Annotated in this window: 26 protein-coding genes and 1 other RNA gene; 17 read left to right on the top strand and 10 right to left on the bottom strand. The window is 63.1% G+C overall.

The window, feature by feature from the left end; genetic code table 11:
* Window positions 1–4 precede the first annotated feature (4 nt).
* The gene (rnd, locus tag U0S50_RS07130) at window positions 5–1,210 is read right to left on the bottom strand and encodes a ribonuclease D (RefSeq protein ID WP_322308073.1); all 1,206 of its coding nucleotides are present in this window, start codon (window positions 1,208–1,210) and stop codon (window positions 5–7) included.
* Between the two features lie 109 nt (window positions 1,211–1,319).
* Between rnd and U0S50_RS07125 the strand changes: the two genes are divergently transcribed.
* The 7 genes from U0S50_RS07125 (at window position 1,320) to U0S50_RS07095 (ending at window position 8,584) form a co-directional block, all read left to right on the top strand.
* A complete protein-coding gene (locus U0S50_RS07125; protein ID WP_322308072.1) occupies window positions 1,320–1,649 on the top strand; it encodes a hypothetical protein in 330 nt (109 codons plus the stop codon).
* The gene (locus tag U0S50_RS07120; RefSeq protein ID WP_322308071.1) at window positions 1,649–3,160 is read left to right on the top strand and encodes an FAD-binding protein; all 1,512 of its coding nucleotides are present in this window, start codon (window positions 1,649–1,651) and stop codon (window positions 3,158–3,160) included. The genes U0S50_RS07125 and U0S50_RS07120 overlap by 1 nt, the downstream gene beginning before the upstream one ends.
* A gap of 103 nt (window positions 3,161–3,263) precedes the next feature.
* Window positions 3,264–5,045 (top strand): aspartate--tRNA ligase, encoded by a 1,782-nt coding sequence (gene aspS, locus U0S50_RS07115; RefSeq protein ID WP_322308070.1) that lies wholly within the window; start codon window positions 3,264–3,266, stop codon window positions 5,043–5,045.
* Window positions 5,046–5,048: 3 nt separating this feature from the next.
* Entirely contained in the window at window positions 5,049–5,921 is an 873-nt protein-coding gene (locus U0S50_RS07110) for an alpha/beta hydrolase (protein WP_322308069.1), read from the top strand.
* A gap of 88 nt (window positions 5,922–6,009) precedes the next feature.
* A complete protein-coding gene (locus tag U0S50_RS07105) occupies window positions 6,010–6,957 on the top strand; it encodes a hypothetical protein (protein WP_322308068.1) in 948 nt (315 codons plus the stop codon).
* Between the two features lie 85 nt (window positions 6,958–7,042).
* Window positions 7,043–7,834 carry a polyphosphate kinase gene (locus tag U0S50_RS07100; protein WP_322308067.1) on the top strand — a complete coding sequence of 264 codons (792 nt, stop codon included), beginning with the start codon at window positions 7,043–7,045 and terminating at the stop codon, window positions 7,832–7,834.
* 213 nt (window positions 7,835–8,047) lie between these two features.
* The gene (locus tag U0S50_RS07095) at window positions 8,048–8,584 is read left to right on the top strand and encodes a J domain-containing protein (RefSeq protein ID WP_322308066.1); all 537 of its coding nucleotides are present in this window, start codon (window positions 8,048–8,050) and stop codon (window positions 8,582–8,584) included.
* Window positions 8,585–8,615: 31 nt separating this feature from the next.
* On the opposite strand, the gene mtgA is transcribed toward U0S50_RS07095, so the two are convergent.
* The 6 genes from mtgA to U0S50_RS07065 all read right to left on the bottom strand — a co-directional run bounded on the left by mtgA (window position 8,616) and on the right by U0S50_RS07065 (window position 14,195).
* Window positions 8,616–9,326 (bottom strand): monofunctional biosynthetic peptidoglycan transglycosylase, encoded by a 711-nt coding sequence (mtgA, locus tag U0S50_RS07090; RefSeq protein ID WP_322308065.1) that lies wholly within the window; start codon window positions 9,324–9,326, stop codon window positions 8,616–8,618.
* Window positions 9,327–9,386: 60 nt separating this feature from the next.
* The gene (locus U0S50_RS07085; RefSeq protein WP_322308064.1) at window positions 9,387–10,094 is read right to left on the bottom strand and encodes a hypothetical protein; all 708 of its coding nucleotides are present in this window, start codon (window positions 10,092–10,094) and stop codon (window positions 9,387–9,389) included.
* A gap of 76 nt (window positions 10,095–10,170) precedes the next feature.
* Window positions 10,171–11,274: a M23 family metallopeptidase gene (locus tag U0S50_RS07080; protein ID WP_322308063.1), complete on the bottom strand. Its 1,104-nt coding sequence runs from the start codon at window positions 11,272–11,274 to the stop codon at window positions 10,171–10,173.
* A gap of 93 nt (window positions 11,275–11,367) precedes the next feature.
* Complete coding sequence (locus U0S50_RS07075; protein WP_322308062.1) at window positions 11,368–12,213, bottom strand: LytTR family DNA-binding domain-containing protein; 846 nt, start codon at window positions 12,211–12,213, stop codon at window positions 11,368–11,370.
* 43 nt (window positions 12,214–12,256) lie between these two features.
* The gene (gene rpoH, locus U0S50_RS07070; protein ID WP_322308061.1) at window positions 12,257–13,159 is read right to left on the bottom strand and encodes an RNA polymerase sigma factor RpoH; all 903 of its coding nucleotides are present in this window, start codon (window positions 13,157–13,159) and stop codon (window positions 12,257–12,259) included.
* A gap of 79 nt (window positions 13,160–13,238) precedes the next feature.
* Entirely contained in the window at window positions 13,239–14,195 is a 957-nt protein-coding gene (locus U0S50_RS07065) for an RluA family pseudouridine synthase (protein ID WP_322308060.1), read from the bottom strand.
* A gap of 126 nt (window positions 14,196–14,321) precedes the next feature.
* On the opposite strand from U0S50_RS07065, the gene U0S50_RS07060 reads away from it, so the two are divergent.
* From U0S50_RS07060 to U0S50_RS07020, 9 genes are all read left to right on the top strand, one after another.
* Window positions 14,322–14,963, top strand: coding sequence for a histidine phosphotransferase family protein (locus U0S50_RS07060; protein ID WP_322308059.1), 642 nt, complete (start codon window positions 14,322–14,324; stop codon window positions 14,961–14,963).
* A 79-nt stretch (window positions 14,964–15,042) separates the two neighbouring features.
* Window positions 15,043–17,436, top strand: coding sequence for a chemotaxis protein CheA (locus U0S50_RS07055; RefSeq protein WP_322308058.1), 2,394 nt, complete (start codon window positions 15,043–15,045; stop codon window positions 17,434–17,436).
* Window positions 17,433–17,870, top strand: coding sequence for a chemotaxis protein CheW (locus U0S50_RS07050; RefSeq protein WP_322308057.1), 438 nt, complete (start codon window positions 17,433–17,435; stop codon window positions 17,868–17,870). The genes U0S50_RS07055 and U0S50_RS07050 overlap by 4 nt, the downstream gene beginning before the upstream one ends.
* Window positions 17,871–17,947: 77 nt before the next feature.
* Window positions 17,948–18,322, top strand: a complete 375-nt coding sequence (locus U0S50_RS07045) for a response regulator (RefSeq protein WP_322308056.1) — start codon at window positions 17,948–17,950, stop codon at window positions 18,320–18,322.
* Window positions 18,323–18,332: 10 nt separating this feature from the next.
* A complete protein-coding gene (cheB, locus tag U0S50_RS07040) occupies window positions 18,333–19,451 on the top strand; it encodes a chemotaxis-specific protein-glutamate methyltransferase CheB (RefSeq protein WP_322308055.1) in 1,119 nt (372 codons plus the stop codon).
* Window positions 19,448–20,305 (top strand): protein-glutamate O-methyltransferase CheR, encoded by an 858-nt coding sequence (locus U0S50_RS07035; RefSeq protein WP_322308054.1) that lies wholly within the window; start codon window positions 19,448–19,450, stop codon window positions 20,303–20,305. Before cheB ends, U0S50_RS07035 begins: the two co-directional genes overlap by 4 nt.
* A 67-nt stretch (window positions 20,306–20,372) precedes the next feature.
* The gene (locus U0S50_RS07030; RefSeq protein ID WP_322308053.1) at window positions 20,373–21,062 is read left to right on the top strand and encodes an N-acetylmuramoyl-L-alanine amidase; all 690 of its coding nucleotides are present in this window, start codon (window positions 20,373–20,375) and stop codon (window positions 21,060–21,062) included.
* A gap of 37 nt (window positions 21,063–21,099) precedes the next feature.
* An RNA gene (rnpB, locus tag U0S50_RS07025) (RNase P RNA component class A) lies at window positions 21,100–21,489 on the top strand.
* A 65-nt stretch (window positions 21,490–21,554) separates the two neighbouring features.
* Window positions 21,555–21,710, top strand: coding sequence for a hypothetical protein (locus U0S50_RS07020; RefSeq protein ID WP_322308052.1), 156 nt, complete (start codon window positions 21,555–21,557; stop codon window positions 21,708–21,710).
* 55 nt (window positions 21,711–21,765) lie between these two features.
* Here U0S50_RS07020 and U0S50_RS07015 read toward each other — a convergent pair whose 3' ends face one another.
* The 3 genes from U0S50_RS07015 to U0S50_RS07005 form a co-directional block, all read right to left on the bottom strand.
* A complete protein-coding gene (locus U0S50_RS07015) occupies window positions 21,766–22,410 on the bottom strand; it encodes a hypothetical protein (RefSeq protein WP_322308051.1) in 645 nt (214 codons plus the stop codon).
* Window positions 22,411–22,498: 88 nt separating this feature from the next.
* Window positions 22,499–22,984 carry a transcription elongation factor GreB gene (greB, locus tag U0S50_RS07010; protein WP_322308050.1) on the bottom strand — a complete coding sequence of 162 codons (486 nt, stop codon included), beginning with the start codon at window positions 22,982–22,984 and terminating at the stop codon, window positions 22,499–22,501.
* A 19-nt stretch (window positions 22,985–23,003) separates the two neighbouring features.
* Window positions 23,004–25,037: a lytic transglycosylase domain-containing protein gene (locus U0S50_RS07005; RefSeq protein WP_322308049.1), complete on the bottom strand. Its 2,034-nt coding sequence runs from the start codon at window positions 25,035–25,037 to the stop codon at window positions 23,004–23,006.
* 101 nt (window positions 25,038–25,138) lie between these two features.
* Here U0S50_RS07005 and dapA point away from each other — a divergent pair, with 101 nt between their 5' ends.
* A complete protein-coding gene (gene dapA / locus U0S50_RS07000) occupies window positions 25,139–26,014 on the top strand; it encodes a 4-hydroxy-tetrahydrodipicolinate synthase (RefSeq protein ID WP_322308048.1) in 876 nt (291 codons plus the stop codon).
* The last annotated feature ends 11 nt before the right edge of the window (window positions 26,015–26,025 follow it).

Raw genomic sequence — 26,025 nt, 5'->3', positions numbered from 1 at the left:
GCCCTTATGCCGTCGCGGCGTCGGGTTCCGCGGCGGCGGCGGTTGCTTCGATCTGGCTCATTACCAGTTTGCCGCCCTTGACGGCGAAGCCGACGCGGCCTTCGACAAGGTCGAGTGCGGCATGGCCGAACACGTCGTAGCGCCACCCGCGCATCATCGGAATGTCATCGCGCCGCCCGGCCGCCAGCGCCTCCAGATCGTCGCTACGCGCGATCAGCCGCGCCGCGACATTCAACTCGCGCGAACGGATTTTCAGCAGAAGCTTTAGCAGGTCGGCCACCAGCGCTCCTTCCTTGCCGAGGCCGGGGCCGCGCGGCGCCCGGTCAGGCATATCTTCCTTGGCCAGCGGTTTCGCGGCGGCCAGCGCGTCGATCAGTCGGCCGCCGATGTCGTTGCTTTTCCATGTCGCCGACAGGCCTCGTACGCGGCCCAGCGCGTCCTGGTCCTTCGGCTGGTGGGCGGCGAGATCCGCAAGCGTTTCGTCTTTGACGATACGGCCGCGCGGCAGGTTTTTTGTCCGCGCCTCGCGTTCGCGCCAGGCTGCGAGGGCGCGGAGACGGCCCAGCACATCGGGCTTTCGCGATGGCATCTTGATCCGCTGCCACGCCTTTTCCGGGTCGACATTATAGCCAGCGGGGTCGGCGAGCCTTTCCATCTCTTCGTCGAGCCAATGCCCCCGGCCAGTCTTGACCAGCTTTTTCAGCATCATCGGAAAAATCTTGGCGAGGTGGGTGACGTCGCCGATCGCATAATCGATCTGACGCTTGTCGAGCGGACGGCGGCTCCAGTCGGTAAAGCGCGCGCCCTTGTCGAGCTGGATTCCCAGCCATGCCTCGACGAGGTTCGAATAGCCGACCTGCTCGGCCTGACCGAGCGCCATCTGGCCAACCTGCGTGTCAAAGATCGGATGCGGCGTCTTGCCGGTCAGGTTGAAGATGATTTCGACATCCTGGCCCCCTGCGTGAAAGACTTTCAGGACATCCTCATTGTCGACCAGCAGGTCGAGCAGCGGGGCCAAGTCGATGCCCGGCGCCATGGGATCGATCGCGGCGGCATGGTCACTGTCCGCCACCTGGATCAGGCAAAGCTCTGGCCAGAAAGTATTTTCGCGCATGAACTCGGTATCGACAGCGATGAAATCGCTATTCCTGATACGGTCGCAGAATTCCGCGAGCGCGGCGCTGGTTTCGATGAGCGGATAAACTTGCATAGCGCGCCTATACAGCTAGTTGAACAGGACGGGCAGGAAAAATTGTCCTCCCTCTTCGGGTCGCACACAGCCGGAACACCGGCCAGGGAATTGACGAAGGGGTTTGAAGATGATGTGGATCGGTTGGGCGCTTGCCGCGCTGGGCTTTGCATTGCTGGTCGGGCAGTATCTGTCCGGGCAGGCGGATATCTTCGTGTCGATCGCCAATCCGCGCCCGCTCGACGAGGATCGCATGGTTGTTACATTGAAAGGGTGGGGTTTCGCATCCCACGCGAAGCAACCTTTCGTGACACCCGAGGCCGATTATGGTGTGTGTGACGTGCGCATATTCGCAACCCGTCGCCAGATGCTGACGGCCATCGCGACCTTTGGTTTCAGGCGACCCGTTACCGTCGCATGGCGTGCCCATGCCGGTGTTCAGCCGCTGGGAGACGCCTGATGCCTATTCTGACGCTGGGCGAAGAGGGGCGCTGGACGAACTATCACGGTACCGGCACCTGCCACGCGGCGGTTCGTCACGCCTTGCGCAGCGGCGATGCGGTACGTGGCAGAGAGGAGCTCTCGATCGCGGCGCGGGCGGTTCAGGACTGGCTGGGCCGCGCACTGGCGGCGAACCGCCGAGTGCGACCGCTCGGGGCGGGATGGTCGCCGTCGAACGTCAATATCGTGTCGGATAGCTGGCTTCTTCATACGCGGCGTTTCAATCGCTGCTTTCGTATCGCGGACGAAGATGTCCTTCCGGGCGTCGATGCCCAAGCGTTGATGCTGGTCGAGGCTGGCGCGCTGGTCGATGAGGTATCGGACAAGCTGGAAGAACAGGGGCGTTCGTTGTGGACCGCCGGTGCCGGTAATGGGCAGACCTTCGCGGGGGCTTGCGCCACGGGAACCCATGGTTCGATGGTGCGCCGCGGCGGCATTCAGGACCATGTGCGTGCGATACAGATCGTTACGCCCTCGGGCATTCACTGGATCGAGCCCAAGGCTGGTGTCATGAGTGAAGCCTTCGTTACGGAAACCGGATCGATCCTGCATCGCGACGACCAGCTTTTCGCGGCGGCGCAGTTGCCCGTTGGTGCAATGGGCGTCGTGACAGCGTTGGTGGTCGATAGTGTGCCGAAATTCCTTGTGCGACCGATCCAGAATCTGCGGACCGTCGAACCCGGCGCACTCGATTGGCTGGCGGCGGGCGACTATCGTCGTTTTTCAGCGGCCTATGCGCTCGATCGCGAGCCCGATTTCGTTCAGATGATCGTCAACCCCTACAAGCCGTTCAAGCGTCCGGCGATGTTGCGCTTCTTATACGCAGAGCCGTGGCGCGACGATTATCCGCGCGCCACGCCGGGCGAGCTTGGGGCTGGGTATGACGCGCTGGCCCTGTTGGGGCGTTTGCTGGATAGCTACCCTTGGGCGCGCGGAGCCCTGCTTCAATATGCGATGAAGCTTGGTTATGCGTCCGGGCCCGATGTCGATGACCCTGCGGTCTTTGGCAGTTGGGGAGAGGGGCTGGATACCCATCGCCCGCTGGGCAATTTGTTCAACGCTTCGGTGACGATCGATCGCGCGGACCTGTCCCACGCATTCGAGCTGATTTGTGCGGTTTATGCCCGCCATGGCGGCTCGACGGTCGTGACGCTGCGGTTCATGGAAAGAGCGCAGGGATTGTTGGCGCCCGCCCGTTTCCGGCATAATGCGGTGATTGATTTTGACGGCCCGCGCAGTGCTCGCACAGCCGACGCCTATGCTAGGGTCGTCGAGCGTCTCGATGCCGAAGGGATACCCTTTACGCGCCATTGGGCCAAGAGTTGTCAGTTGGATGGCGGTCGCGTCGCGTCGGACTATGGCGAGGATTTTCGCCGGTGGCGCGCGGCGCGCGATCGGTTGATTCCGCTCCCCGAACACCGGGCCATGTTTGGAAGTCCGGTCCTTGATGGATTGGGGCTTACCGGCTGACTCTGCCGTCCACCCTTGACAAATGGCGCCGCGACCTGCCTTAGGCGCGGCCATATTTGCGCGTTTTTCCTGCGCGCTGTCTCAGCCATTGAAAGACCGAACAATGCACGCCTATCGCACCCATAATTGCGGCCAGCTCCGCGCCGAAGCCGTCGGTCAGACGGTTCGCCTGTCGGGGTGGGTCCATCGCAAGCGCGACCATGGCGGTTTGTTGTTCGTCGATTTGCGCGACCATTATGGCCTGACCCAGATCGTCGCGGATTCGAACGATGCGGCCTTTGCGACGCTTGATGGCCTGCGGGTCGAAAGCGTTGTGACGGTCACTGGCGACGTCGTTGCGCGTTCGGCGGAAACGGTCAACGCCAACCTGCCGACCGGTGCGATCGAGGTGCGCGCGCGCGACGTTGCGGTGCAGTCGGCGGCGATCGAACTGCCCATGCCGGTCGCGGGTGACCAGGAATATCCCGAGGATATCCGTCTGAAATATCGCTTCCTCGACCTGCGTCGCGAACGCTTGCATGCCAATATCATGCTGCGTTCGAACGTGATTGCCAGCCTGCGCCGCCGCATGGTCGATCAGGGCTTCACCGAATATCAGACGCCGATCCTGACCGCCTCGTCGCCGGAGGGCGCGCGCGACTACCTAGTGCCGAGCCGCGTTCATCCCGGAAAATTTTACGCGCTGCCGCAGGCGCCGCAGATGTTCAAGCAGCTGCTGATGGTTGCGGGTTTTGACCGCTATTTCCAGATCGCCCCTTGTTTCCGCGACGAAGACGCGCGCGCCGACCGCAGCCCGGGCGAATTTTACCAGCTCGACTTCGAAATGAGCTTTGTCACGCAGGAAGATGTCTTCAACGCGATTGAGCCGGTGCTGGCAGGGGTGTTCGAGGAGTTCGCCAATGGCAAGTCTGTAACGCCGGCCGGCTCTTTCGCGCGCATTCCGTACCGCGAATCGATGCTGAAATATGGCAATGACAAGCCCGACCTTCGCAATCCGCTGATCATCACCGACGTTTCGGCGCATTTCGAGGGGTCCGGCTTCGGACGCTTCGCGGACATCGTTGCGGCGGGCGACGTCGTCCGCGCCATTCCGGCGCCGGGCACCGCGGACAAGAGCCGCAAATTCTTTGACGATATGAACAGCTGGGCGCAGGGCGAGGGCTTTGCCGGGCTTGGCTATGCGACGCGCAAGGGCGGCGAATGGGGCGGTCCGATCGCCAAGAACCACGGCCCCGAAAAAATGGACCAGATTGCCGAGCAGCTCGGCCTTGGTTCTGACGACGGCCTGTTCTTTGCCGCGGGCAAGGAAGCGGTGGCGGCCAAGCTGGCCGGGTTTGCCCGCACCCGCGTCGCCGAACAGCTTGACCTGATCGACGCGAACAAGTTCGAACTGTGCTGGATCGTCGATTTCCCGATGTTCGAGGCCGACGAGGAAACTGGCAAGATTGATTTCAGCCACAACCCGTTCAGCATGCCGCAGGGCGAGCTGGAGGCGCTGGAAACCAAGGATCCGCTCGACATCCTGGCCTGGCAATATGACATCGTCTGCAACGGCGTCGAACTGTCGTCGGGGGCGATCCGCAACCATCGCCCCGACATCATGTACAAGGCTTTCGAAATCGCCGGATACAGCCAGGCCGATGTCGATGCGAATTTCAGCGGTATGATCAACGCCTTCAAATTTGGCGCGCCGCCGCACGGCGGTTCGGCGCCGGGGGTCGATCGCATCGTGATGCTGCTCGCCGACGAACCCAATATCCGCGAGGTGGTGGTGTTCCCGATGAACCAGAAGGCCGAGGATCTGATGATGGGCGCCCCGGCGCCGGTCAGCGAAAAGCAATTGAAGGAACTCAGCATCCGGCTCGTCGACGGCCCCAAGGGCTGAGGCGTGGACGCCGCGCCGCGCGAACATCGGCTGGATACGCCTGACGGCGAATTGTGCTGGTTCGAATGGGGCGCCCCATCGGACCGGCCGTCCTTCCTGTTGCTTCACGCGACGGGCTTTCACGCGCGGCTGTGGGACCAGCTTGTCGCGGCGCTGCCGCCGGGCGTTCATGTCATCGCGCCCGACCATCGGGGGCACGGCCGCAGCGCCAAGCCTTCGACGCTCGCCGATTGGACCGCGACTGCGGATTTCCTTCTGCCGCTGATCGACCGTTTTGCTGGCAATCCGTTGACCGGCGGCGGGCACAGCATGGGTGGTTATGTGCTGACCCGGCTGGCAGCGCTCCGCCCGGCGGCCTTTCGCCATATCGTTCTGGTGGATCCGGTGATCATGCCGCCGACCTTTTACGAAGGCGGGAATGCGCCTGAAATCGTCGATCCAGCCGAACATCCCGTCGCCCGCCGTCGTTCGCGATGGGACAGTTGGGAGGCGATGGCGGCTCATTTTTCCGCGCGGCCGCCCTACAGCCACTGGCAGCCTGCGGTGCTCGCCGATTATTGCCGATACGGCCTTTTGCCCGCGCCGGACGGGGAGGGGTGGGAGCTTGCCTGTCCGCCGCATCTGGAGGCGTCGGTGTATCAGAATGCGCTGCGGACCGACCCATATGGCTGGCTGGGCGCCGTGACTGTGCCGGTCAGCGTGATCCGCGCCCGGACCGGCGAACGGGAAGGCAATCTGGACTTTTCGGTAAGTCCGACCTGGCCAGAGCTCGGCGCAACCGTCGGTGCCGTCCGCGACGAGCAATGGGCCGAACTCAGCCATTTCATTCCCATGGAAGCACCCGCTCGCCTTGCGGACCTTCTCGCCGGGATTTGACATTGCTACATCGTGCGCTTTGACAAGGCGTTCCGGGTTGCGATAGCCCGAAATAGGTGCTTGAATGCAAGCAGTTGAGGGACCGGCTATGTCATATGTTCGTACAGGGTTGGCGGCCGTTCTGGCTATGGCCGCGCCCCCGGCGTTTGCCGAAACCCTGCCTGTCGCGGGCAGCGTTCCCGCTGCCCGGGCGAACGTCAACGACTTGTTTCGTATTGCCGTGGACCGTTTCGAAGGCGAGGACGGCGCCGAACTGACGCAGGCCGTCGAAGCGGCACTGGGGTCCGCGCGCTTTGCAGGGCGCCCCTATTTCCGGATGATCGCAATCGAAACCGGCGCTCCTTTCGATGCAATCGTGTCGGGCACGGTGCGAACGAGCATTAGCGAGAACCGCGTGACCGAGAATCGCAAGCGCTGCGTCGAGCATGATCCCAGGGACAAGAAAAAATGTCTGAAAGAGGTGGATGTCGACATTCGGTGCCAGCGGCGCGTGGTGACGGTATCGACGACGGTGCGGCTCGCCGCGGCGTCGGATGGAGCCATCCGCTATTCGCGGCCACTGTCGTCGCGCGATGAACAGGTTTTTTGTCCTGATCGCGATGGCGGGCGGACGATCGACGATTTTGTGACCGATGCGCTGCGCCAACAGGTGGGCTCTATCCGCCGCGACATCGTTCCTGACGAATATCGGACCGACGTCCGTGTCGACGAGAATCGAAAAGGGATGCCCAAGGCGGCGCAGGAAGGTTTCAAGGCCGCGATCCGACAGACGAAGAGCGACCCGTTGGGAGCTTGCGCGAGCTGGCAAGCCATGGCCCGCGAGGCGGCGCCAACCGGCGCCCTTGCCTATAACCTTGGCCTGTGTGCAGAGATGGACGGGGATTTGCGCGCCGCCACCGACTGGTATGGTCAGGCGCAGCGCTTGGGAACGCGGGGGCGCCTGGTAACGGAAGCGTTGGAACGTGTGGCCGCGACCCGCCGTGCGGAGGCCGACTGGTCCGTGCGTCAGCAATCGATGGTTGACGGCGCACTTTGACAAAGGGCGTCGGCACCTGTGCCGGAAGCGGACAATATCGATTGCGGGCATGGCCCGGGGCGCGTGTCTGCATTAAGAAGACGCCATGACCATTTCGCTTTCCGACCATGAATCGGGCGCCAAATATGCCGGTGCCTATGGGGATGATCTCGCCGCGCTTCAGGACCGGCTGGAACGGGTGCAGTCGGCGCACATCGCCCACGGCCAGCGCAGCGTGATCATGCTCGAAGGATGGGATGCGGCGGGCAAGGGCGGGATCATCAAACGGATGACGGCCCATCTTGACCCCCGTTATTTCGAGGTGTGGCCGATCGGAGCTCCCAGCGAGGAGGAGCGCGCCCGCCACTTTCTGTGGCGTTTCTGGAAGCGCCTGCCAGGAACGCGCGAAATGTCGATCTTTGATCGCAGCTGGTACGGCCGGGTGCTGGTCGAACGGGTCGAGGGTTTCGCGACCGAGGCCGAGTGGCGCAAAGGCTATGATGAAATCAACGAGTTCGAGGCGCAACTGACGGGCAGCAATACCAATCTAGTCAAGCTGTTCGTCCATGTGACGCAGGAGGAACAGGACAGGCGCTTCGCCGACCGGCTCGACGATCCGTGGAAGCGCTGGAAAACTGGCGCCGATGATTATCGCAACCGGGCGCGACGTGCAGATTATCTGCCGGCGATGGACGATATGTTCCAGCAGACCGACACGCGCTGGGCGCCGTGGAAGGTAATCGACGGGAACAACAAGAAGGCGGCCCGGATCGCTGCGTTGACCCACGTGGTCGATATATTGGAAAAGGCGGTGCCGATGACGCCCCCCGCGCAGGACCCGGCAATCGTCAAACTGGCCAAAAAGGCGTTTGGCTATGCTCCTAAGAATGGCGACTAAAGCCACAAGGACCTTTGCGCGTACCGTGTGAACGTCGTTTTGGGGCTTTGATGGCGCATCGCGAGGCTCGATCGGCAGCGATGAAGTTCAACCCTTGAAAGAGCGCAAAGCCGACGACTGACACGGCGAAACTACATAGGAAAGCGATATTTTCCGTGGCCCTCGGCTGTGGGCGGGTAGCCAGCGCCGCCTCCAATTGTTACATGGGCCGGGATGAGCCGTGCGAAGAGATCCGACGATTGGGGCTTTCCCCGCTGGCGCCCCTACGGCGTCGGGCGCGAAGCGCAACAGGTACGGTTGTGCGACCGCCATGGATGCAGCGAGCCGGGAAATTGTCCGGCGCCAAAATCGCCGAACAGCCCCGAGCGCTGGTATTTTTGTACCGAACATGCTGCCGAATATAACCGTGGATGGGACTATTTTGCCGGTCTGTCCGCCGAGGAAGCGGCGGAGCGGGCCGCCGACGAAGAGCGCGGAACGCGCAGCTACGCCCGGGCCCAACATTATGCCTGGGGCGGTTCCGGCGACGGAACGCGCAGCGCAGACGAGATGCGCGCGCTCGAGGTACTGGGTCTCGATCCCGACGCCGATTTCGAAGCGACCAAAAAAGCCTGGCGCGCGCTGGCCAAGGAATGTCACCCCGACGTCAAACCGGGCGATGCCGATGCCGCAAAGCGCTTTGCGGCCGGGCAGGCGGCGTTCGAGGTGTTGAAGCAGGCCGAAGACAGGAAAAGCTGGAAGCCTGACTGACCTGTCGAATGTCAGCCGTGGTTGCTGGGACTTAGTTGTAGACGCAGGCGTCGAGACCGTCACGCCGGACGACGCCGATCCGGGCGTGGATCGTGTTGCCGTAGCGGCGGGTGAAGCCCGACGGGCTGATCGCTTCGCGCTTTTTGGGCAGCGGCAGGATCGCGGCGATTCGGGCGGCTTCCGCTGGGGTCAGCTTGCCGGCACCATGTTTGAAATAACGCTGTGCGCCCGCTTCGACGCCATAGGTGCCGATGCCGGTCTCCGCGACGTTCAGATAGACTTCCATGATCCGGCGTTTGCTCCACAATTTTTCGATCAGGAAGGTGAACCACACTTCGGGGACCTTGCGGATGTACCGGGTCCAGCCGCTACCTTGCCACAAGAAGGCGTTCTTTGCGGTCTGCTGGCTGATCGTTGATCCGCCGCGCATCCTTTTGCCCTTGGCGTTGCGCTCGATCGCCTGTTCGATCGCGTCGCGGTCGAAGCCGTCGTGGCTACAGAATTTGCCGTCTTCGGCGGCAATAACGGCGCGGACCATGTTCCGGTCGATAGCGGACAGGCTGGTCCAGTCCTTGGTGATGCCATTGCTGTCGGCCAGCATGGTGAAGGTGACGGGAGGCGGGACGATCCGGTAGATCAGAACCCACAGAATCGAGAGCACCACGAACCAGAGCAGCCATTTGAAAGGCCGGAGATACCAGGGAAGTTTGCGGCTTTTCGGCTTGCGAGTGGCGGTAGGCATGAACATTCCATAGCCGCTCGCCGCCGTGCGGCAAGCGGCTGATTGGGATAGGTGCTGGGCTTAGCTTTTGGGTGCCTTGTCTCCTGGCTTTGCATCGGGAGCGGGGTCCTCCGCCTTGGTCCCGCCATCGCCGGAATTGGCCCTGTCATCCTTTGTGGTGGTACCTGCCGCTTCGTTCGCTTTGGCAGCGGCATCCTTTGCCGCCTCGCTGGCTTTTGTCGCGGCGGCCTTGGCGGTGTCCGCTGCCTCTGCAGCGAGTGCGCGCATTTTGGCTTCTGCCTCGGCCTCCTTGCCGCTCATGACAAGCCAGGCCATGCCAGCCGCTGCTGCGAGCGCGATCAAGGCAAGCCAATAGCCGAATTCCCAATTAATCTGGATCATCGCCATCGCGGCGCGATCCAGGTCGCCGCCGCTGCCATTTTTTGCAGCTTGGGCCATGATTGCGTCCTTGCTGTAACGCCAGGTGCCGATCAGGATAAGGACCAAGGCGGCGGCCGACGTGCCGAGTACGAGCTTTGCCGTTTCGCGTCCGCGCGTGAAAAGAAGGAACAGTCCGCCAGCGATCACCAATATGGCAAGAATGAGCCAGATATTCATGGCAGCGCCGTCACCTGCCCCGGAAGCGCGTCCCATTGCCGTTACCCGGCCAAAGGCAAGGCCGATTCCGCTCGCTTCGGCTATTTTCTGGTTGGAGCAACTGACGGTCATCCACGGCAGCAAAAATGCCAGCAATGCGACGGCCTTGGGAACACGGATCCACTTCCACATCGGATTTCCCCCTCCTGTCAAAGATGGGATGAAGGCTAACCCATCGTGGCGGCAAGTCAAACGCCCGAGGAACGGGCTATTCGTCAAAGCGGATGACCGAAAAGGCAGCGGGCATGCCGTCGATGGCGCGTGAGGGGGAGATTTCCCACGCCGATCCATTGTCGAAATCGGTCGGTGCAGCATAGCGGCCGACAATATGACCAGCCGCGAAGCGATAGGGCAAGCCTTCGCTGTCGAGCGGGGCGATGCCATCGGCGACATGAAAGTGCAGATGCGGCCGGGTCACATGGCCTGTTGCGCCCACCCGGCCAATCACCTGTCCCTTTCGGACGCGGGTGCCGGGAGTTGCTGCGACGTCCGGCGCCAGATGCTGGTAAAATGCATGGCGGCCATCGGGCAATTTCAGGACGATCATCGCGCCGGTTTCATCTTCGACATCAGGACGTGCGGGATCGACCCTGCCGTCCTTTACCGCGACGATTTCGGCATCGGCTACGGCCAGCACATCGGCGCCCGACCCGTCGGGTGAGGTGGCGGTGCCCGCCGTCGCTGGAACGAAGCCATGCGCGGGCATCCAGTCAATCGCATGACGGCCCGGCACGCGTACGCTGCCCCGCACCGCATAAAGGAACCGGCGGTGGCCGTTGTCGATGTCGGGCAACCACACCGCCGTCCAGGGGCCGCCACGCAGCGGTGCGCCCAGCGCCGCCGTGAATGCACGATACGGGGTGAATTGCCCGCCCTCGATCATGACCCGACGGCCCGTATCGTGCGCCGCCAACGAGACCAAAGCGATCCGGTGGACGAGCGAGGCGGGGGCAGGGCGGGGCCAGCGAAAGGACAGGTAAAATATGCCTCGTTGGCCCGGAGCGAGGAGGCCGGGTGCGCCCTCCGTCGGGCCGAGGCGCCGCATTGCGGCGGCTGGATCGAGTTCGGCTATCGACGTGCCATCTGCCTCCGTACGTATCTCGATGCGGCTTAGCTTCAAGGGGCGAGCGGAAAAATTGGTGACATGAAGCTCGTAAACGAGCCGGTCGTCACCATCGATGCGCGCGATCGAAGGAGTGTACGGCATTTCGAGATGGAGGGAATGAAAGGCATGGGGGGCGTCGGAGCGTGCGATATCATTCGCGGTTTGCGGCGGAATTTCGGATAGAAGGGCAAGAAACAGGGGCAGCACGGAACATCCTTTCGCAAAGTGTGGGAGCGAGAGGCTGTTCGCAATGGAGGGCGCCGCGCCAGCGGGAATCGCCGAGCGGGATCGCTGAGACCGCTATGCGGGCGGCGGCGCAGCTGTGATCAGCGAAGCGAGGTTCCGGCGATAGCGACGACTCAACCGCAGTTCTTGCCCATCGGACAGGCAAACAAGGGCATCGCCGCGCCCCAGGGGAACGATCCGGTCGATGCGATCGACCCGGACGAGCGTGCCGCGATGGATGCGGGCAAAATCGTCGGCCGGGAGCTGGCGGGCGAGCGACGTCAGCGATTCGTCGATCAGCCGTGTTTCGCCGCCCATATGGATTTCGGCATAATCGCCCGCCGCACCGATCCAGTCGATCCGTTCCGGCGCGATGCGGGTCAGATGCCCGCGGTTACGGATTTCGACCGCGCCAACGCCAGGCTTCGGTGTCGCCGCGCCCTCGTTGGCCTGCCGTTGCCGCGCGCGCTGCCAAATCAGCGTGGCGGCGACCAGAACCGCGTAGAATACTGAATTGGTATCGAAATTGCGCACGAACATCGCGTCAGCCATGGCGCTGCGGGTCGGGGTGGCTTCGCTGCGGTACAGAGGCCAATAGAGCAGCGCGAACAGGCTGATATGCGAGGCTGCCGTCGGCGGCCAGAGCAGAAGATAGGCCGCAAGGCGCGTCCATCGGGGCGCCTTCCATTGGTGGATCGCAAGAACGGCGCCGATGACCGGCCAACTCAGCAGCGCCCAGATCGAATATATGGCGGCGGCGTAACCCAGGCTGGGCCACCACGCTTGCGGCGATCCGCGATATTCGGTGACCAATTGCGCCTGTCCCGCCTGTGCAAGCGCAACCAGCGACCAAATCAGGACAAGCGCCAGGCTCCAGCCGACGGCCGTCTTGGGCGGCCAAGCGGGGCGGGCAGGAACCATCAGTCGCCGCGCCCCGCGTCGGGCCTGTCCGGGGCCAGAGCGATCAGGTGGCGATCAGCCGACGCTCGCCGGCTAGTTTGAGCATCGCCTTCTGCAGCTTTTCGAACGCGCGAACCTCGATCTGGCGGACACGTTCGCGGCTGACGTCATAGACCTGGCTAAGGTCTTCCAGCGTCTTGGGGTCGTCGGTCAGGCGCCGTTCGGTCAGAATATGGCGTTCGCGCTCATTCAGCGTTTCGAGCGCTTCGGTAAGCAGTTCGTGCCGTACGTCGCGTTCCTGCGCCTCTGCCACGCGCTCATCCTGCAACGGGCCTTCGTCGCCCAGCAGGTCCTGCCACTGGCTGTCGCCATCCTCGCCCATCGGCACATTGAGCGACGTGTCGCCGCCCATCGCCATGCGACGATTCATGCTGACGACTTCTTCTTCCGTGACCCCCAGATCTTTCGCGATTTTCGCGACATTTTCGGGGCTCAGGTCGCCATCCTCGAAAGCTTCGAGATTGTTCTTCATCCGGCGGAGGTTGAAGAACAGCTTTTTCTGCGCTGCGGTGGTGCCCATTTTGACAAGGCTCCACGAACGCAGGATGAATTCCTGAATCGAGGCGCGAATCCACCACATGGCATAAGTCGCCAGGCGGAAGCCGCGTTCGGGATCGAATTTCTTCACTCCCTGCATCAGTCCGATATTGCCTTCGCTGATCAGTTCGCTGACCGGCAGGCCATAACCGCGATAGCCCATCGCAATCTTTGCGACGAGGCGCAGGTGAGACGTCACGAGCTGCGCCGCAGCTTCATTGTCGCCATGTTCCTGAAAACGCTTGGCAAGCATATATTCCTGCTCGGGCGTCAACAGCGGAAATTTGCGGATTTCGGCCAGGTAGCGGTTCAGGCTGGCTTCACCACCCAGCGCGGGCACTACGGCCGGAACATTGCTTTTATTAGCCATCGGAGAGTGTCTTCCCTAAAACCTGAGAATATTCTGCCGCGGTTGGTTCCGCGGATCAAAATAGATTTTCAATCGAAACCTAAACGCGCAGTTCATCGATCAGTTCCCGCATGTCCGCTGGGATTTCGCTGTCGAGCGCAATTCTGTTACCGTTCACCGGATGAATAAAACCCAAATGGGCGGCGTGCAATGCCTGCCTTACGAAATTCCGGGCCTTCAGCAGCTCTGAAAGCGGCTTTCTGGCGCGGCCATATACCGGGTCGCCGACCAGTGGGTGGCCGATATGCGCCATATGAACGCGCACCTGGTGCGTTCGGCCGGTCTCCAGCCGGCATTCGATGACCGTCGCGCCGCGCAGCGGTTCGACGGTACGATAATGGGTGATCGCATGCTTGCCGCGTCCTGCCGCGACCACCGCCATTTTCTTGCGGTTGGTGGACGAGCGGCCGAGCGCGGCGTCGATGGCACCACTGGCGGGCATCGGCCGGCCGGTTGCGATGGCGATGTAGCGGCGGTCGATGCTGTGCGCGGCGAATTGCTTCGCCAGTCCTTCATGGGCCTTGTCGTGCTTTGCGGCGACGATCAGCCCGCTGGTGTCCTTGTCGATCCGGTGGACGATGCCAGGCCGTGCAACCCCGCCGATCCCCGACAATTGTCCTGCGCAATGGTGTAGAAGCGCGTTGACCATCGTACCATCGAGATTGCCCGCCGCGGGATGGACGACCATCCCCGCAGGCTTGTCGACGACGATCAGGTCGGCATCCTCATAGGCGATGACGAGGTCAAGATCCTGCGCGGCATTTTGCGCGGGGGCCGGGGCAGGAAGGCGGAGGGCAAGGGTGATCCCGGCCGCAGTTTTCGCGGAGGGGTCCTGAAGTACGGCCCCGCCGAGGTCGGCGACGCGGCCGCCCTTGATCAACATTTTCAGACGCTCGCGTGACAGGTTGGGAAGGGCTTCAGCCAGGGCCCGGTCGAGCCGCAGTCCAGCTGAACCATCCCCCAGCGTCACCGTCAAAATCTGGTCGTCCCCCTGCATTGAAGCGAATGTGGGCTTCGGCCGACCGAATTCAAGGGGATCGCGCTTGCCCTTTGGGGGGCGCCTGCCCTAGGAGCGGCGACAAGCCGGATTATCCGGACGCTGCGCTGGGGAGCCTTTTCATCCATGACCGACGACCGCGTCGATTTCGCCTCCATGATGGCTTCGCGCCTGTGTCACGACCTGCTCAGCCCCGTTGGAGCCTTTGCCAATGGGCTAGAGTTGTTGGCCGATGAAAAAGATCCGGACATGCGGGCGCGCTGTATCGACCTGCTCGAACAAAGCGCTCGCACGTCGGCGGCGAAACTGAAGTTTTTTCGCCTCGCCTTTGGATCCGCCGGCGGTTTCGGAGAGGCTGTGCCGCCGAGCGAGGCCAGGTCGACGATCGAAGGGATCATGGCGGACCGGCCGATCACCCTCAACTGGATGATCGGCGACGACCCTTTGCCGAAGCCTGCCGTGAAGATCATCCTCAACCTTGCCTTGATTCTGGTCGATGCGCTGGTACGGGGCGGGCGGCTCGACATCGGATGCGAACGCCAGGCCGACGGATCGATTGAAATCGCGCTCCACGCGGAGGCCGAACGTATCCTTGTCGATGCCGATGTCGAACGCATCCTGAAGGAAGGCGAGGCCGCCGCCGCCATGACCTCGCGAACGGCACCGGCCGTGCTGGTACAGGCTGTCGCCAAGCAGAACGGCGGGACGGTGATGTTGGCGCGCGAAACGCCGACATCCTTGTTGGTCGGAGCGGTGCTTCGCGGTTGATTCTGGGCGATATGCAAACTCTCCATTAACCATTGTCGGTCATGGTCACGCTTCGATTTTGGGGCGCGCCGGTACCGCAATGGACGATCTGCTGAACGACTTTCTGGCTGAAACGACCGAAATCCTCGCCGATGCCGGTGGGGCACTGGTCGCGTGGGAGGCCGACCCTGACGACCGGGCACAGCTCGACGCCATTTTTCGCTTCGTTCACACTATAAAGGGCAGCTCGGGTTTTCTGGCGCTCCCGCGAGTCACAGCATTGTCGCATGCCGCCGAAGATGCGCTCGATCAGGTGCGTCAGGGCAAGCGGCCCGCGACCCCGGGGTTGATCACGGCTGTCCTAGGAATTATCGACCGCCTGAACCAACTGTGCGCTATCCTGGGTAGCGAGGGCAGCGAACCGGTCGGAGACGACAGCGACGCGATCAATGTGCTGACTGCCCAAGACGCCGTCTCCGATACGTCGTTCGAGGTGGCCGGCGTGCCATTGCGCCGTGAGGATGATTTCGGTTCCGATCTGCAGGGGTGGCGGTCGATCCGCGTGCCACTGCAACTGTTGGATTCGGTGATGACGGGCGTGACCGATATCGTGCTGGCCCGCAACGAATTCGCCCGTATGCTGCGCGAATCGGGCGCGGAACCGTCGGTCATCGCGGCGTTCGATCGCCTGTCGGATTCGATCGCCGGGATGCGCCAGTCGGTCAGCCAGATGCGGATGCAACGGATCGATAAATTATTTGCGCCGCTGCCGCGCATCGTTCGCGACCTTGCCCGCGAACTTGATAAAAAGGTCCGATTCGAGACGAGCGGCGGGGAGGTCGAACTCGATCGCGAGATGATGGAAAATATCCGCGATCCGTTGATCCACATCATCCGGAATGCGCTCGACCATGGCGTCGAGAGGAGCGCCGTGCGCGCCGCCGCGGGCAAGGACGATACCGCAACGATCGCGGTCTCGGCGCGCCAATCGGGGAATCAGATCGAAATCGCGGTCAGCGACGATGGACGCGGGCTGTCGCCTGACGCACTGGTGGCCAAGGCGGTGGCGGCGCGCATGTTGACCGCCGCCGATGCGCGCCTGCTTAGCCCTCGTGAAAAGCTGGAGCTTATCTTTCGGGCCGGCTTCTCGACGGCGGCGGAGGTTACGGAAATCTCGGGCCGCGGCGTCGGCATGGATATCGTCAAGGCCAATGTCGAAAAGATCGGTGGTGTCGTCGAGCTGCGGAATGACGAGGGGCGCGGGCTGACGATCCTGCTACGCGTTCCGATGACGCTGACGATCATTTCGGGGTTGATGGTTCACGCCGCGGGGCATCAGTTCGCTATTCCGCGTGGATCGGTTCGCGAAATCCTGCTCGAAAGCAGCGACACGGTGCGCCTCGACCGGATCGGCGGGGGCGAAATCGCGACCGTTCGCGGGGCGCGTTATCCGTTGTTGCGGCTCGAATCCATTTTGGCGCGCAATCCTGACCCTGCCGACGATCCCGACGACCGTGCATTGGTCATCGTGCGTCCGGGGCAGGGGCAAAGCTATGCTCTCAGTGTCGCTGCAATCCATGATCAGGAAGAACTGGTCATCAAGCCAGCGGCGCCGATGATCATGGCGACTGGATTATACGCCGGAACCACGCTTCCCGATAACGGCCGTCCGGTCCTGTTGCTCGACGTGCAGGGGCTGCTGGTCGCGTCGGGAATCGATGCGAGCGAGGCGGGCCGCAATCGCGACAATGATGATGGGGCAGAGGCGGAGGCCATCGCAGCGCGCAATGCGGCGCAACTGCTGTTGTTCCAGGATATGTGCGGGCGTCTTCGCGGTGTACGCCTTTCGGTGGTCGAGCGGGTCGAGGAAGTGCCGGTGGATACGCTGTTCGAAACGGCCGGCACGGTGCGGGTGCAAATCGGCGGCGAAATTTTGCCGGTTCATGCTGCCCGCGCACCGGACGGAAGCGGAGAGATCAAGTTGCTCCGCCTCCACGATGGCCGATCGGCGCTTTGCTATCCGATCGCTGCGGTCAACGACATCGTGCGCCTGCCCGACAGTTTTCAGGCCGCGGTCACGCCGGGCCTGATCGCCGGAGTCGCCCTGGTGGCGGGCAAACCTGTCGAGTTGATCGATCCCTATTGGTTGATGGAGAACAGCGGCAGCGCCATGCAAAAGGCACCGGCCCGCGAACCGCTTTGCCACCTTGCCGATGATCATGACGGTTGGGGCGCGAATTTTTTGACGCCGCTCCTGCAAAGCGCAGGATATCGCGTCGCGCCTGCTCAGGACGACAGCGCGGAGCGGCCCGATGTTCTGCTGTGCCTGTCGGCCGATGATGGCGCTTGCATTCATGCCCAAGGCGGCGTCCCCGTCATCCGCCTTCGCGCCGACGCGACATCGACGGGGCCGGAGGATGCCAGCGTCTATCGCTATGATCGGGCGGCGTTGCTCGACGCACTGCGCCGCCAGGTCGGAGAGGGGGGACGATGATGGACAAGCTCTATCTGATCGCGCGCATTGCGGACACCCGCGTGGCATTGCGCAGCCGGGCGATCCACTCGGTTGTCGCGGTAGGGACGCCGGTCGAAGTGCCAGCGGCGCCGCCGCATGTCGCGGGGCTGTTTGCGCTGCGCAGTCGGGTCTTTACCCTGATCGACCCGCATGTGGTGATCGGCCTTCCTCCGGTGCCCGTCGCATCCGGCCAACGGGTGATCGTGGTCGATGTCGCGGACCATGGTTACGCCCTTCTCGCCGATGAGGTCGAGGATGTCTGCTTCATCGATGAACCCGAAACGCGCGTTGCCGGAAAACTCACCGAAGGATGGGCCCGCGTGGCCGATGCCGTGATCGAGCATCAGGGCGCCTCGTTGCTGGTCGTGGATCCGTCACATTTCATATCCTTACCCACAGCGCGCGCGGCATGATCGCAATTTGCGTTAACGGGCTGGACACGAGTTCACCTTACAGTCCCGAAAGCCCCGGGGGGTCGGAGTAAAAGAGAATGTCGAAATCCTGTTTGGTCGTCGATGACAGCAAGGTGATACGCAAGGTCGCGCGCCATATCCTTGAAAGCATGTCCTTTGCGGTGGATGAAGCCGCCGACGGTCAGGAAGCGTTGATTTTCTGTCAGGGAAATCGTCCCGACGTGATCCTGCTCGACTGGAATATGCCGGTGATGAGCGGCATGGAGTTTTTGGGGGCTTTCAACGATCTGGACTATGGTGTCGAAGAGCGGCCACGGGTAGTGTTCTGTACCACTGAAAACAGCATCGATCACATTCGTGCCGCGATCGAAGCCGGCGCGGACGAATATGTCATGAAGCCCTTCGACCGCGAAACGCTCGAAGGCAAGCTGCAGCTCGTCGGCGTCGCCTGAGGCGGCTTCGGTGGCCAGCCTCCGACCCAATCCATTTGATCCGGAGCCGGGACGGGCCGCGAGCCCGGCGCGGGCGGTCCGCGTCATGCTGGTCGACGACAGTCTGGTCGTTCGCAGCATATTGGAACGCATCATCGATCAACGTCCGGGGCTGAAGGTCTGCGCCTCGATGGCATCGGCGCATGATGCGCTAGCCTTTCTGGCCGACAATGCGGTCGATGTGATCATCCTCGATATCGAAATGCCCGGGATGAGCGGGCTAGCAGCCTTGCCCCATATCATCGAACAGGCGGCGAACGCGCGAGTCCTGATCCTGTCGTCCAATTGCGTGGAAGGCGGTCCTGCGGCAATCGAGGCGCTGTCGCTCGGCGCAAGCGACACGCTGGCAAAGCCGGGGCGCGGAAGCTTTTCCGGCCGCTTTGCCGATGTGCTGACGGACCGCATCCTGTCGCTAGGGCAGCAGCCGAGAGCACATCTGTCACCGGTTTGCGAGGGCGCGCGCCCCGTTGCCACACCCGCGGCGGTGAGCGCGGCGGCCGAGCATCCGATCGATTGCATCGCGGTTGCGGCCTCGACGGGGGGAATTCCCGCCTTTACGACATTTCTTGCCAATCTTGATCCGCGGATTACCGCGCCGATCCTCCTCACCCAGCACCTGCCTGACGCATTCATGGAGTTTTACGCCCGGCAGATCGCGACGATGACGAGCCGGATCGCCTGCGTGGCGCAGCCCGGAATGACGGTCGAACCGAATCATATCTATCTTGCGCCCGGCGATGCCCATCTGACGGTCGTGACCGGGCATCGTGGGCATGAGATCGCGTTGGACAGGCGGCCGGTGGAGAATGGCTGCTGTCCGTCGGCCGACCCGATGCTCTATTCGGTTGCGGAGGCCTATGGCCGGGGGGCTGTCGCCGTGATCCTGAGCGGTATGGGACGTGATGGGGCGCTTGGTGCCGAGCGGTTGAAACAGGCGGGCGGAGCGGTTTTCGCTCAGGCGCCGGAAAGCTGCGTCATCTGGGGAATGCCGGGTGCCGTGGCAAAGGCGGGACTGGCGACCGCGACGCTCAATCCCGATGCCATTGCCCTCGTTCTGGGTGGCTTTCGTCGGGGAGGTGGCGGTCGATGATTGATGGCGGTGCCAGTGAATCGGCTTATCGCATCCTGATGGGGGTGCTGGAATCGCGAACCGGCCAAACATTGTCGCCCAATCGTATCTGGCGGATCGAAATGTCGCTGAAGCCGGTGATGCAGCGGCACGGCGTGGCGGATCTCGACGCACTGGTCGCGGCGCTCGTCACCTCGACCAACCGGCAATTGCTCGACGACACCGTCGACGCCATGCTGAACAACGAGACATATTTTTATCGCGAGCACAGCGTTTTTGACGACATCGCGGCGACCGCGTTGGAAAAACTACGGGAAATCAATGCGCAGCGACGCAGCCTGACAATCTGGCATTGCGGTGTTTCGACCGGGCAGGAGGCCTATTCCATGGCGATGCTGCTCGCCGAGCAGGAGTCGAAATGGGCGGGTTGGCAGGTGCAGATCATCGGGACCGACGTCAGCTATCACGCCATTTCCAGGGCTCGGGTCGGTCTCTATAGCCAGTTCGAGATCCAGCGGGGGCTTCCGATCCAACGCATGGTGCGCTGGTTCGACCAGACCGAGGGCGGATGGCTGGCCAAGGCGGACCTTCGGCGCCGGGTCGAGTTTTCGGTGCAGAATATGCTCACCGACCGGCCGCCGCTGGCGCGTCCCGCCGACCTGATCTTCTGCCGCAATCTGTTGCTGTATTTCTCGCCGGCGATGCGGCACAAGGCCTTTGCGCGGCTGCGGGTCGCCGCAGCACCGCAAAGCTTTCTGGTGCTGGGGGCGGGGGAGACGGTGCTGGGACAGACCGACCAGTTCGTTGCCAGCCCACGTCTGCGCGGTCTTTATGAACCGGCGGAGCAACAGCTGCGCCGTCCGGTTGCGGCCTGACCTTGCAATTTGCCCCGCGCTGGCCCAAGCGGGGCCGAGTGTTGGCTAGGAACGGGCAACGACAGGCATGAAGGATTTCATCGAGCGCTGGTCTCCCAATTTCGACGAGCGTGCCTTGCCGGTTTCGATGATCGTGCTTCATTATACCGGGATGAAGAACGGCGCCGAAGCTCTTGATCGGCTTGCAGATCCCGAAGCAAAGGTATCGGCGCACTATGTCGTCGACGACGATGGGCAGATCACCCAGATGGTGCCTGAAGACAAGCGCGCCTGGCACGCCGGACGATCGCACTGGCGCGGGGTCAGCGACATCAACTCGGCGAGTGTCGGGATCGAGATCGTCAATCCGGGGCACGAGCTGGGCTATGTTCCGTTTCCCGCGGCGCAGGTGGCGTCGGTCGTGCGGTTGGTGCATATGATCAAGGATCGCCACGCGATCACCCGCGGCAACATCGTGGGTCATTCGGACGTGGCGCCAACGCGCAAGCAGGACCCGGGCGAGCTGTTTCCGTGGGACGAACTGGCGCGCCGCCGCCTCGCACTGCCGCGTCCGACGAAGAAGTTGACCGACCCCTTGTGGACCGACGCGGGTTTCCTGCTCGCGCTGGAACGGTTCGGCTATGACGTGACCGATGGCTTTGCCGCAACGGTCGCGTTTCAGCGTCGTTTCCGTCCCGAACTGATCGACGGCACGATCGATGGTGAATGCCGGGCGATCCTGCTGGCGCTTTTGTTGCCTCAGCCCGAAGGCAATTGACTCGCAAAGCCGTGAGGCAGGGCGTATAATGATATTGCCAGAGGGTCGGGCGATCGCCGCTTCGCGCAAGCGAGGGGGAGGAAAGTCCGGGCTCCACGGAAACCACGGTGCCGGATAACGTCCGGCGGCTCCTGAAAGGGAGTCAGGGAAAGTGCCACAGAGAGCAGACCGCCAACGGCTTCGGCCCGGCGAAAGGTGAAAGGGTGCGGTAAGAGCGCACCGCGCGGACGGTAACGGACGCGGCACGGCAAACCCCACTGGGAGCAAGGTCGAATAGGGATGGCACGGATTGATTTCCAGGGCTGGTTCCGGCCCCGCCGTCCGGGTTGACTGCTTGAGCGTTCGGGCAATCGAACGCCTAGAGGAATGATCGCCTATCCCCTTCTACAGGGGTGGACAGAACCCGGCTTACAGACCCTCTGGCACGCTTTTTCGGAACCGCACGGGTGGCGGAGCGTTTCCGGTCGAGTGCAGCCATGCGGGAGACGAACCATGAAAGTCGTCGATAATCACGTCGAAATGTCCGACGAGGAAGCCAGCTCTGCGGTCAAGGGGCACGGCGTTCGCTATGTTCTGGCGATTTCTTTGATCCTGACCATTCTGCTGATGTCGGCGGTTTGGATCATCCCGGCGCTTTTGGATCGCTGACCAGGGCCGCGGTCGACGGTAGTTGGCAGGATCGCAGGTGTCGAGTCCGGCCTTGTCAGCGCGGCGGCGGGATCGCCGCGAACAGGTCCTCGGCGTCGGGCGTATCTTCCATATAGATGGTGCTGACCGAGCGCCGGGTACGCTTGAGCCCGGTTTTTTGATAGCCGCTCTCGGTTCCGGGCGACGGGGCCTTGAGCTGCGATGAAATGACGTCGCCGGTAAGCAGATTCCAGCTCAGTTCGCTGCCATCGTGCGCAAAGGTCCGGCTAAGATATTTGGCATCGATGCCGATCAGCCGCATTCGCGCCGCACCCGGCTCTCCGCGAAAACGATAGGTGGCGGCAACCGCCGTGGTGCCGCCGGTCACGTCATGCACAACCAGAACGCCGTTCTCGACGGTGAGCTCGGCGGGGCCGATCGGCGATTGCGGCAAGCTCAGTTGCCCCGCCGCATGCGGCGCGGCGCCCTGGCCTGCGAAAAACACTTTGAGCGAACGAGGGCCATCGGTCCCGGCAGCGGTGACAAAGGCCGTGTCCGCCCGACCGTCGCCGTTGAGGTCGCCGTCGATGCGGTTCTCGATGCTCTCAGTCGCGGTCAGGAGGCCCTGAACCTGCCGCTCGTTCAGCGGCTGGGCTGCGAGGCCGGGCGAATGAAGCAGCGGTGCCAGCATTGCGGCAACGACAAGGTTTCGCATCTTCACGCTCTCCCCGACCAATCTCGATCCGGCCAGCATGACCGAAACGAATTTCGACCGCTGTGATGGCGATCACAGGGGGCGGGGGCGCCCGTCAGGACGGGTAGGCGACCGACATCACTTCCCATTCCTTGGGTCCGGCGGGAAGCTGTACGGTGCGCAGATCGCCCACGGCGGCGCCGCGCAGGGCGCGGGCAAGCGGGCTGTTCCACCCGATCCGTCCCGTGCCCGCATCCGCTTCGTCGTCGCCGACCAGCGTGACGGTGCGCCGTGAGTCATCGTCATCGGCCAGTTCGACCGTGGCGCCAAACCAGACGCGACTGCGATCGGCCTGCGCGGCCGGATCGACCACGCGGGCAGCCTTCATTCGGCGCGCGAGAAAGCCTAGCCGCCGATCGATTTCGCGCAGCCGCTTGCGACCATAGATATAGTCGCCATTCTCGCTGCGGTCGCCATTGCCCGCCGCCCAACTGATCACCTCGACCAGCTTGGGGCGCTCCTGTCCTAGCAAGAGCTGATATTCGGAGCGCAATGCGGCAAAGCCGGCCGGGCTGATGATGTTGGTCTTTTCGCCCGCCATCGGGTTTTCAATCCTTCGATTACCCCGGCGTACGCTTGCCGAGGTAAAAGCTGAGCGGAGCATTGGGCAATTTGCGATCACCGGATTGCAGCGTGTCGTACACGACGGCGTTTTCTAGGACGCGCTGGACATAGTTTTTCGTCTCGAAGATCGGGATCGCTTCGATCCAGTCCAATATGTCGATGCCGCCGGTGCGCGGGTCGCCATTGGCGCGCAGCCATTTGTTCACATTGCCCGGTCCGGCGTTATAGGCTGCGATCGCCAGCGGATAGCTGCCGCCATAATAGCGCAGCATCTGCTGGAAATAGGTCGAGCCCAGGGTCATGTTGTAATTGGTGTCGGTGGTAAGCGACGACGCATCATAGCTCAGTCCCAGCTTGCCGGCGACCTCGCGTGCGGTGCCGGGCATGAGCTGCATCATGCCGCGCGCGCCGGCATGGCTGATCGCGGCGCGGTCGAACTGGCTTTCCTGCCGGGTGATGGCATGGATGAACGTCCAGTTGCTCTCGTGGCCCGCGGGTACGCGAACGGTCGGGAAACCGGAAACCTCGACGGCGTCGAGGCTGTTTGCCTGGGCGCTGCGGCCGATCATCACGCCAAGGTCGGGGCGGCCGATCGATGCCGCCAATTGTCCGGCGAGTACATGGTCGGCGGGTGACGTCGCTTTTTGCGCCAGAGCGCGCAGGAACAGCGACTGGTCGCGCCAGGCGCCGATTTCGCCCAGCGCGCGCGCCGCACGAACCAGACGGTCGTCCTCGAAAGAGCGTTTTTCCTGATCGTTCACCGCGATGGTCGGGACGGGTTTTGGCCGCGGCTGCGCCTGGCCGAGCCGTTCCAGCGAGAGCTGGCCGTAAAACTGGTCATAATGCTGGGCGGCGTCCGCGAAATGCGTGTTGGCGGTCGATCGGTCCCCGGCGGCCAGCGCAGCGCGCCCCGCCCAGTAAAAGCCCTTGGTTCGGGTCTGCGCCGACCGCGCGGCCTCGCCATAGGCGCGGAACAGGCGCACCGCCTCCGCCGGGCGGCGCAGATCGTTCAACGCAAGCTGACCCGCGAGCCAGGCCAGCGAGGTATAATCGTCGCGCACGCCGAGCGAGGTTTCGCGTATTACCGTGCCCGGCGGCAGCGCGTCGTCAATCTGGCGCGCAATATTGTAAGCGGTAAGCTTGTCACCGCCATTGTCGGCCAGCCGGGCATTGGTGAGCAGCGTTTCCAGCCATTCTTCCGCATCGAGCGGAGGCGCTTTCAACGCCCGCGGTGCGGAAAGCAGCGCGCGCGCTTCTCCAGCCCGCCCGGCTTTGCGCAGCCAGGTTGCCTTGGCGGTGATATAGCCGGGGTCGGAACGGGTCAGCGAGGGATCGGCGCTTTCGGCGGCCGAGGCTTGCATCGCGGCATCGACGGCGCCCGACCGCATGGCCAGTCGCGCCGCAAAGACGGTGCGCTTCGCTGGCGAGGTGAAGTTGAGCTGGCGAGCGGCGGCGGCGGTGTTGTTCGACCACAACAGGCGATCCATGCGTGCGTCGTGGTCCGCAGGGGACAGCGCACCCGGGAAAAATGTCAGGATACGGTTCGTCTCGGCCTCGTCCAGCGGGCCGCCGATCCAGGCGCGCCGGACCGCCGCATTGGCCTCGTCGCGGCGACCGCTGGCGTTGAGCGCCAGTGCATGACGCAGCTCGCCGCTGGGCGTGCGCGGCGGATAGGCCTGAAAATAGGCGAGAGTGCGGGCCGGATCGAAGCTGTCGATCGCAATCGCCTTTTCGGCGCGAGCACGCATCTTGTCGCCTTCGGGCCACCCTGGGTTGGCCATCAGAAAGCGTGAGAGCTGGTCGAAGGAGGCGTTGCTGTTCTGGGTCAGGCGGCGCCATTCCATAACCGCATCGCCGACCGAACTGGTCGTCAGCGGCGGCGAGGCGGAGGCGGAGGCCAGCCCCATCTGGGCCCGGTACCAGGCCATTTGTTCGGGCGTCAGTTCGCTCCCCATCGCGGCGGTCGGCAGCATCATGGCGGCGGCAAGCGCCAGGCGGGAAATGGGGGCTAACGTAAACATGACAGCCATTTTAGTGGCAAACTCCTTGCGGGGCGCTGAATAGGCGTCCATGAGCGGGCGCGCCGCACGATCCTATCGGTCGCGGCCGGTTTTTGTAAAGGAGCGCAAACATGTTTTCGGGCTCGATCCCTGCCTTGGTGACGCCATTTCGCGACGGTGCGTTCGACGCCGTTGCTTTTGCGCGCTTCGTCAAATGGCAGATCGAGGAAGGCACGAGCGCTCTTGTCCCCTGCGGCACGACCGGAGAAAGCCCGACGCTGGGTTTCGACGAGCATTATCAGGTGATTGATGCCTGTATCGAAGCAGCGGAGGGCCGGGTTCCGGTGATCGCCGGGTGCGGATCGAACGATACCGCAACCGCGATTCGCCATATGCGCCATGCCCAGGCAGCCGGCGCGACCGCTGCGCTGGTCGTCGCGCCGTATTACAACCGGCCGACGCAGGAGGGGCTGCTCGCGCATTATCAGGCGCTTGCCGATGCCAGCGACCTGCCGATCGTCGTCTATAATGTTCCCGGCCGCACCGTGACCGACATCAGCGCCGAAACGATGTGCAAGCTCGCCGAAATTCCTTCGGTCGTTGCGATCAAGGATGCCAGCGGCGACCTTGCGCGCGTCACAATCCAGCGTCTGGGAACGGGGAGCGATTTCTGCCAACTCAGCGGCAATGACGATCTGTGGTTGCCCCACGCCGCGATGGGCGGGGTGGGCTGCATTTCGGTAACGGCCAATGTCGCGCCGCGCCTGTGTGCCGATTTCGCTGCGGCCACGGCGGCGGGCGACTGGCCGCTGGCGCTGGTACTGCATGACCGGTTGTTCGCCTTGCACCATGCGATGTTCACCGATGCATCGCCCGCTCCGGTAAAATATGCGCTGTCGCGCGTTCATGACTGGTTTTCTGCCGAAGTGCGCCTACCTATCATCCCCGCATCGGCCGCATCGCGCGCTGCCGTCGACGCCGCTCTCTCCGCGGCAGGAGTGTTGTAAGTTTTATCGCC

This window comes from Sphingopyxis sp. (assembly GCF_034380315.1).
In the GTDB taxonomy this organism is placed as follows: Bacteria; Pseudomonadota; Alphaproteobacteria; order Sphingomonadales; family Sphingomonadaceae; genus Sphingopyxis.
The sequence above is the reverse complement of the archived record's forward strand: the minus strand, read 5'-3'. Positions and strand labels throughout refer to the sequence as shown.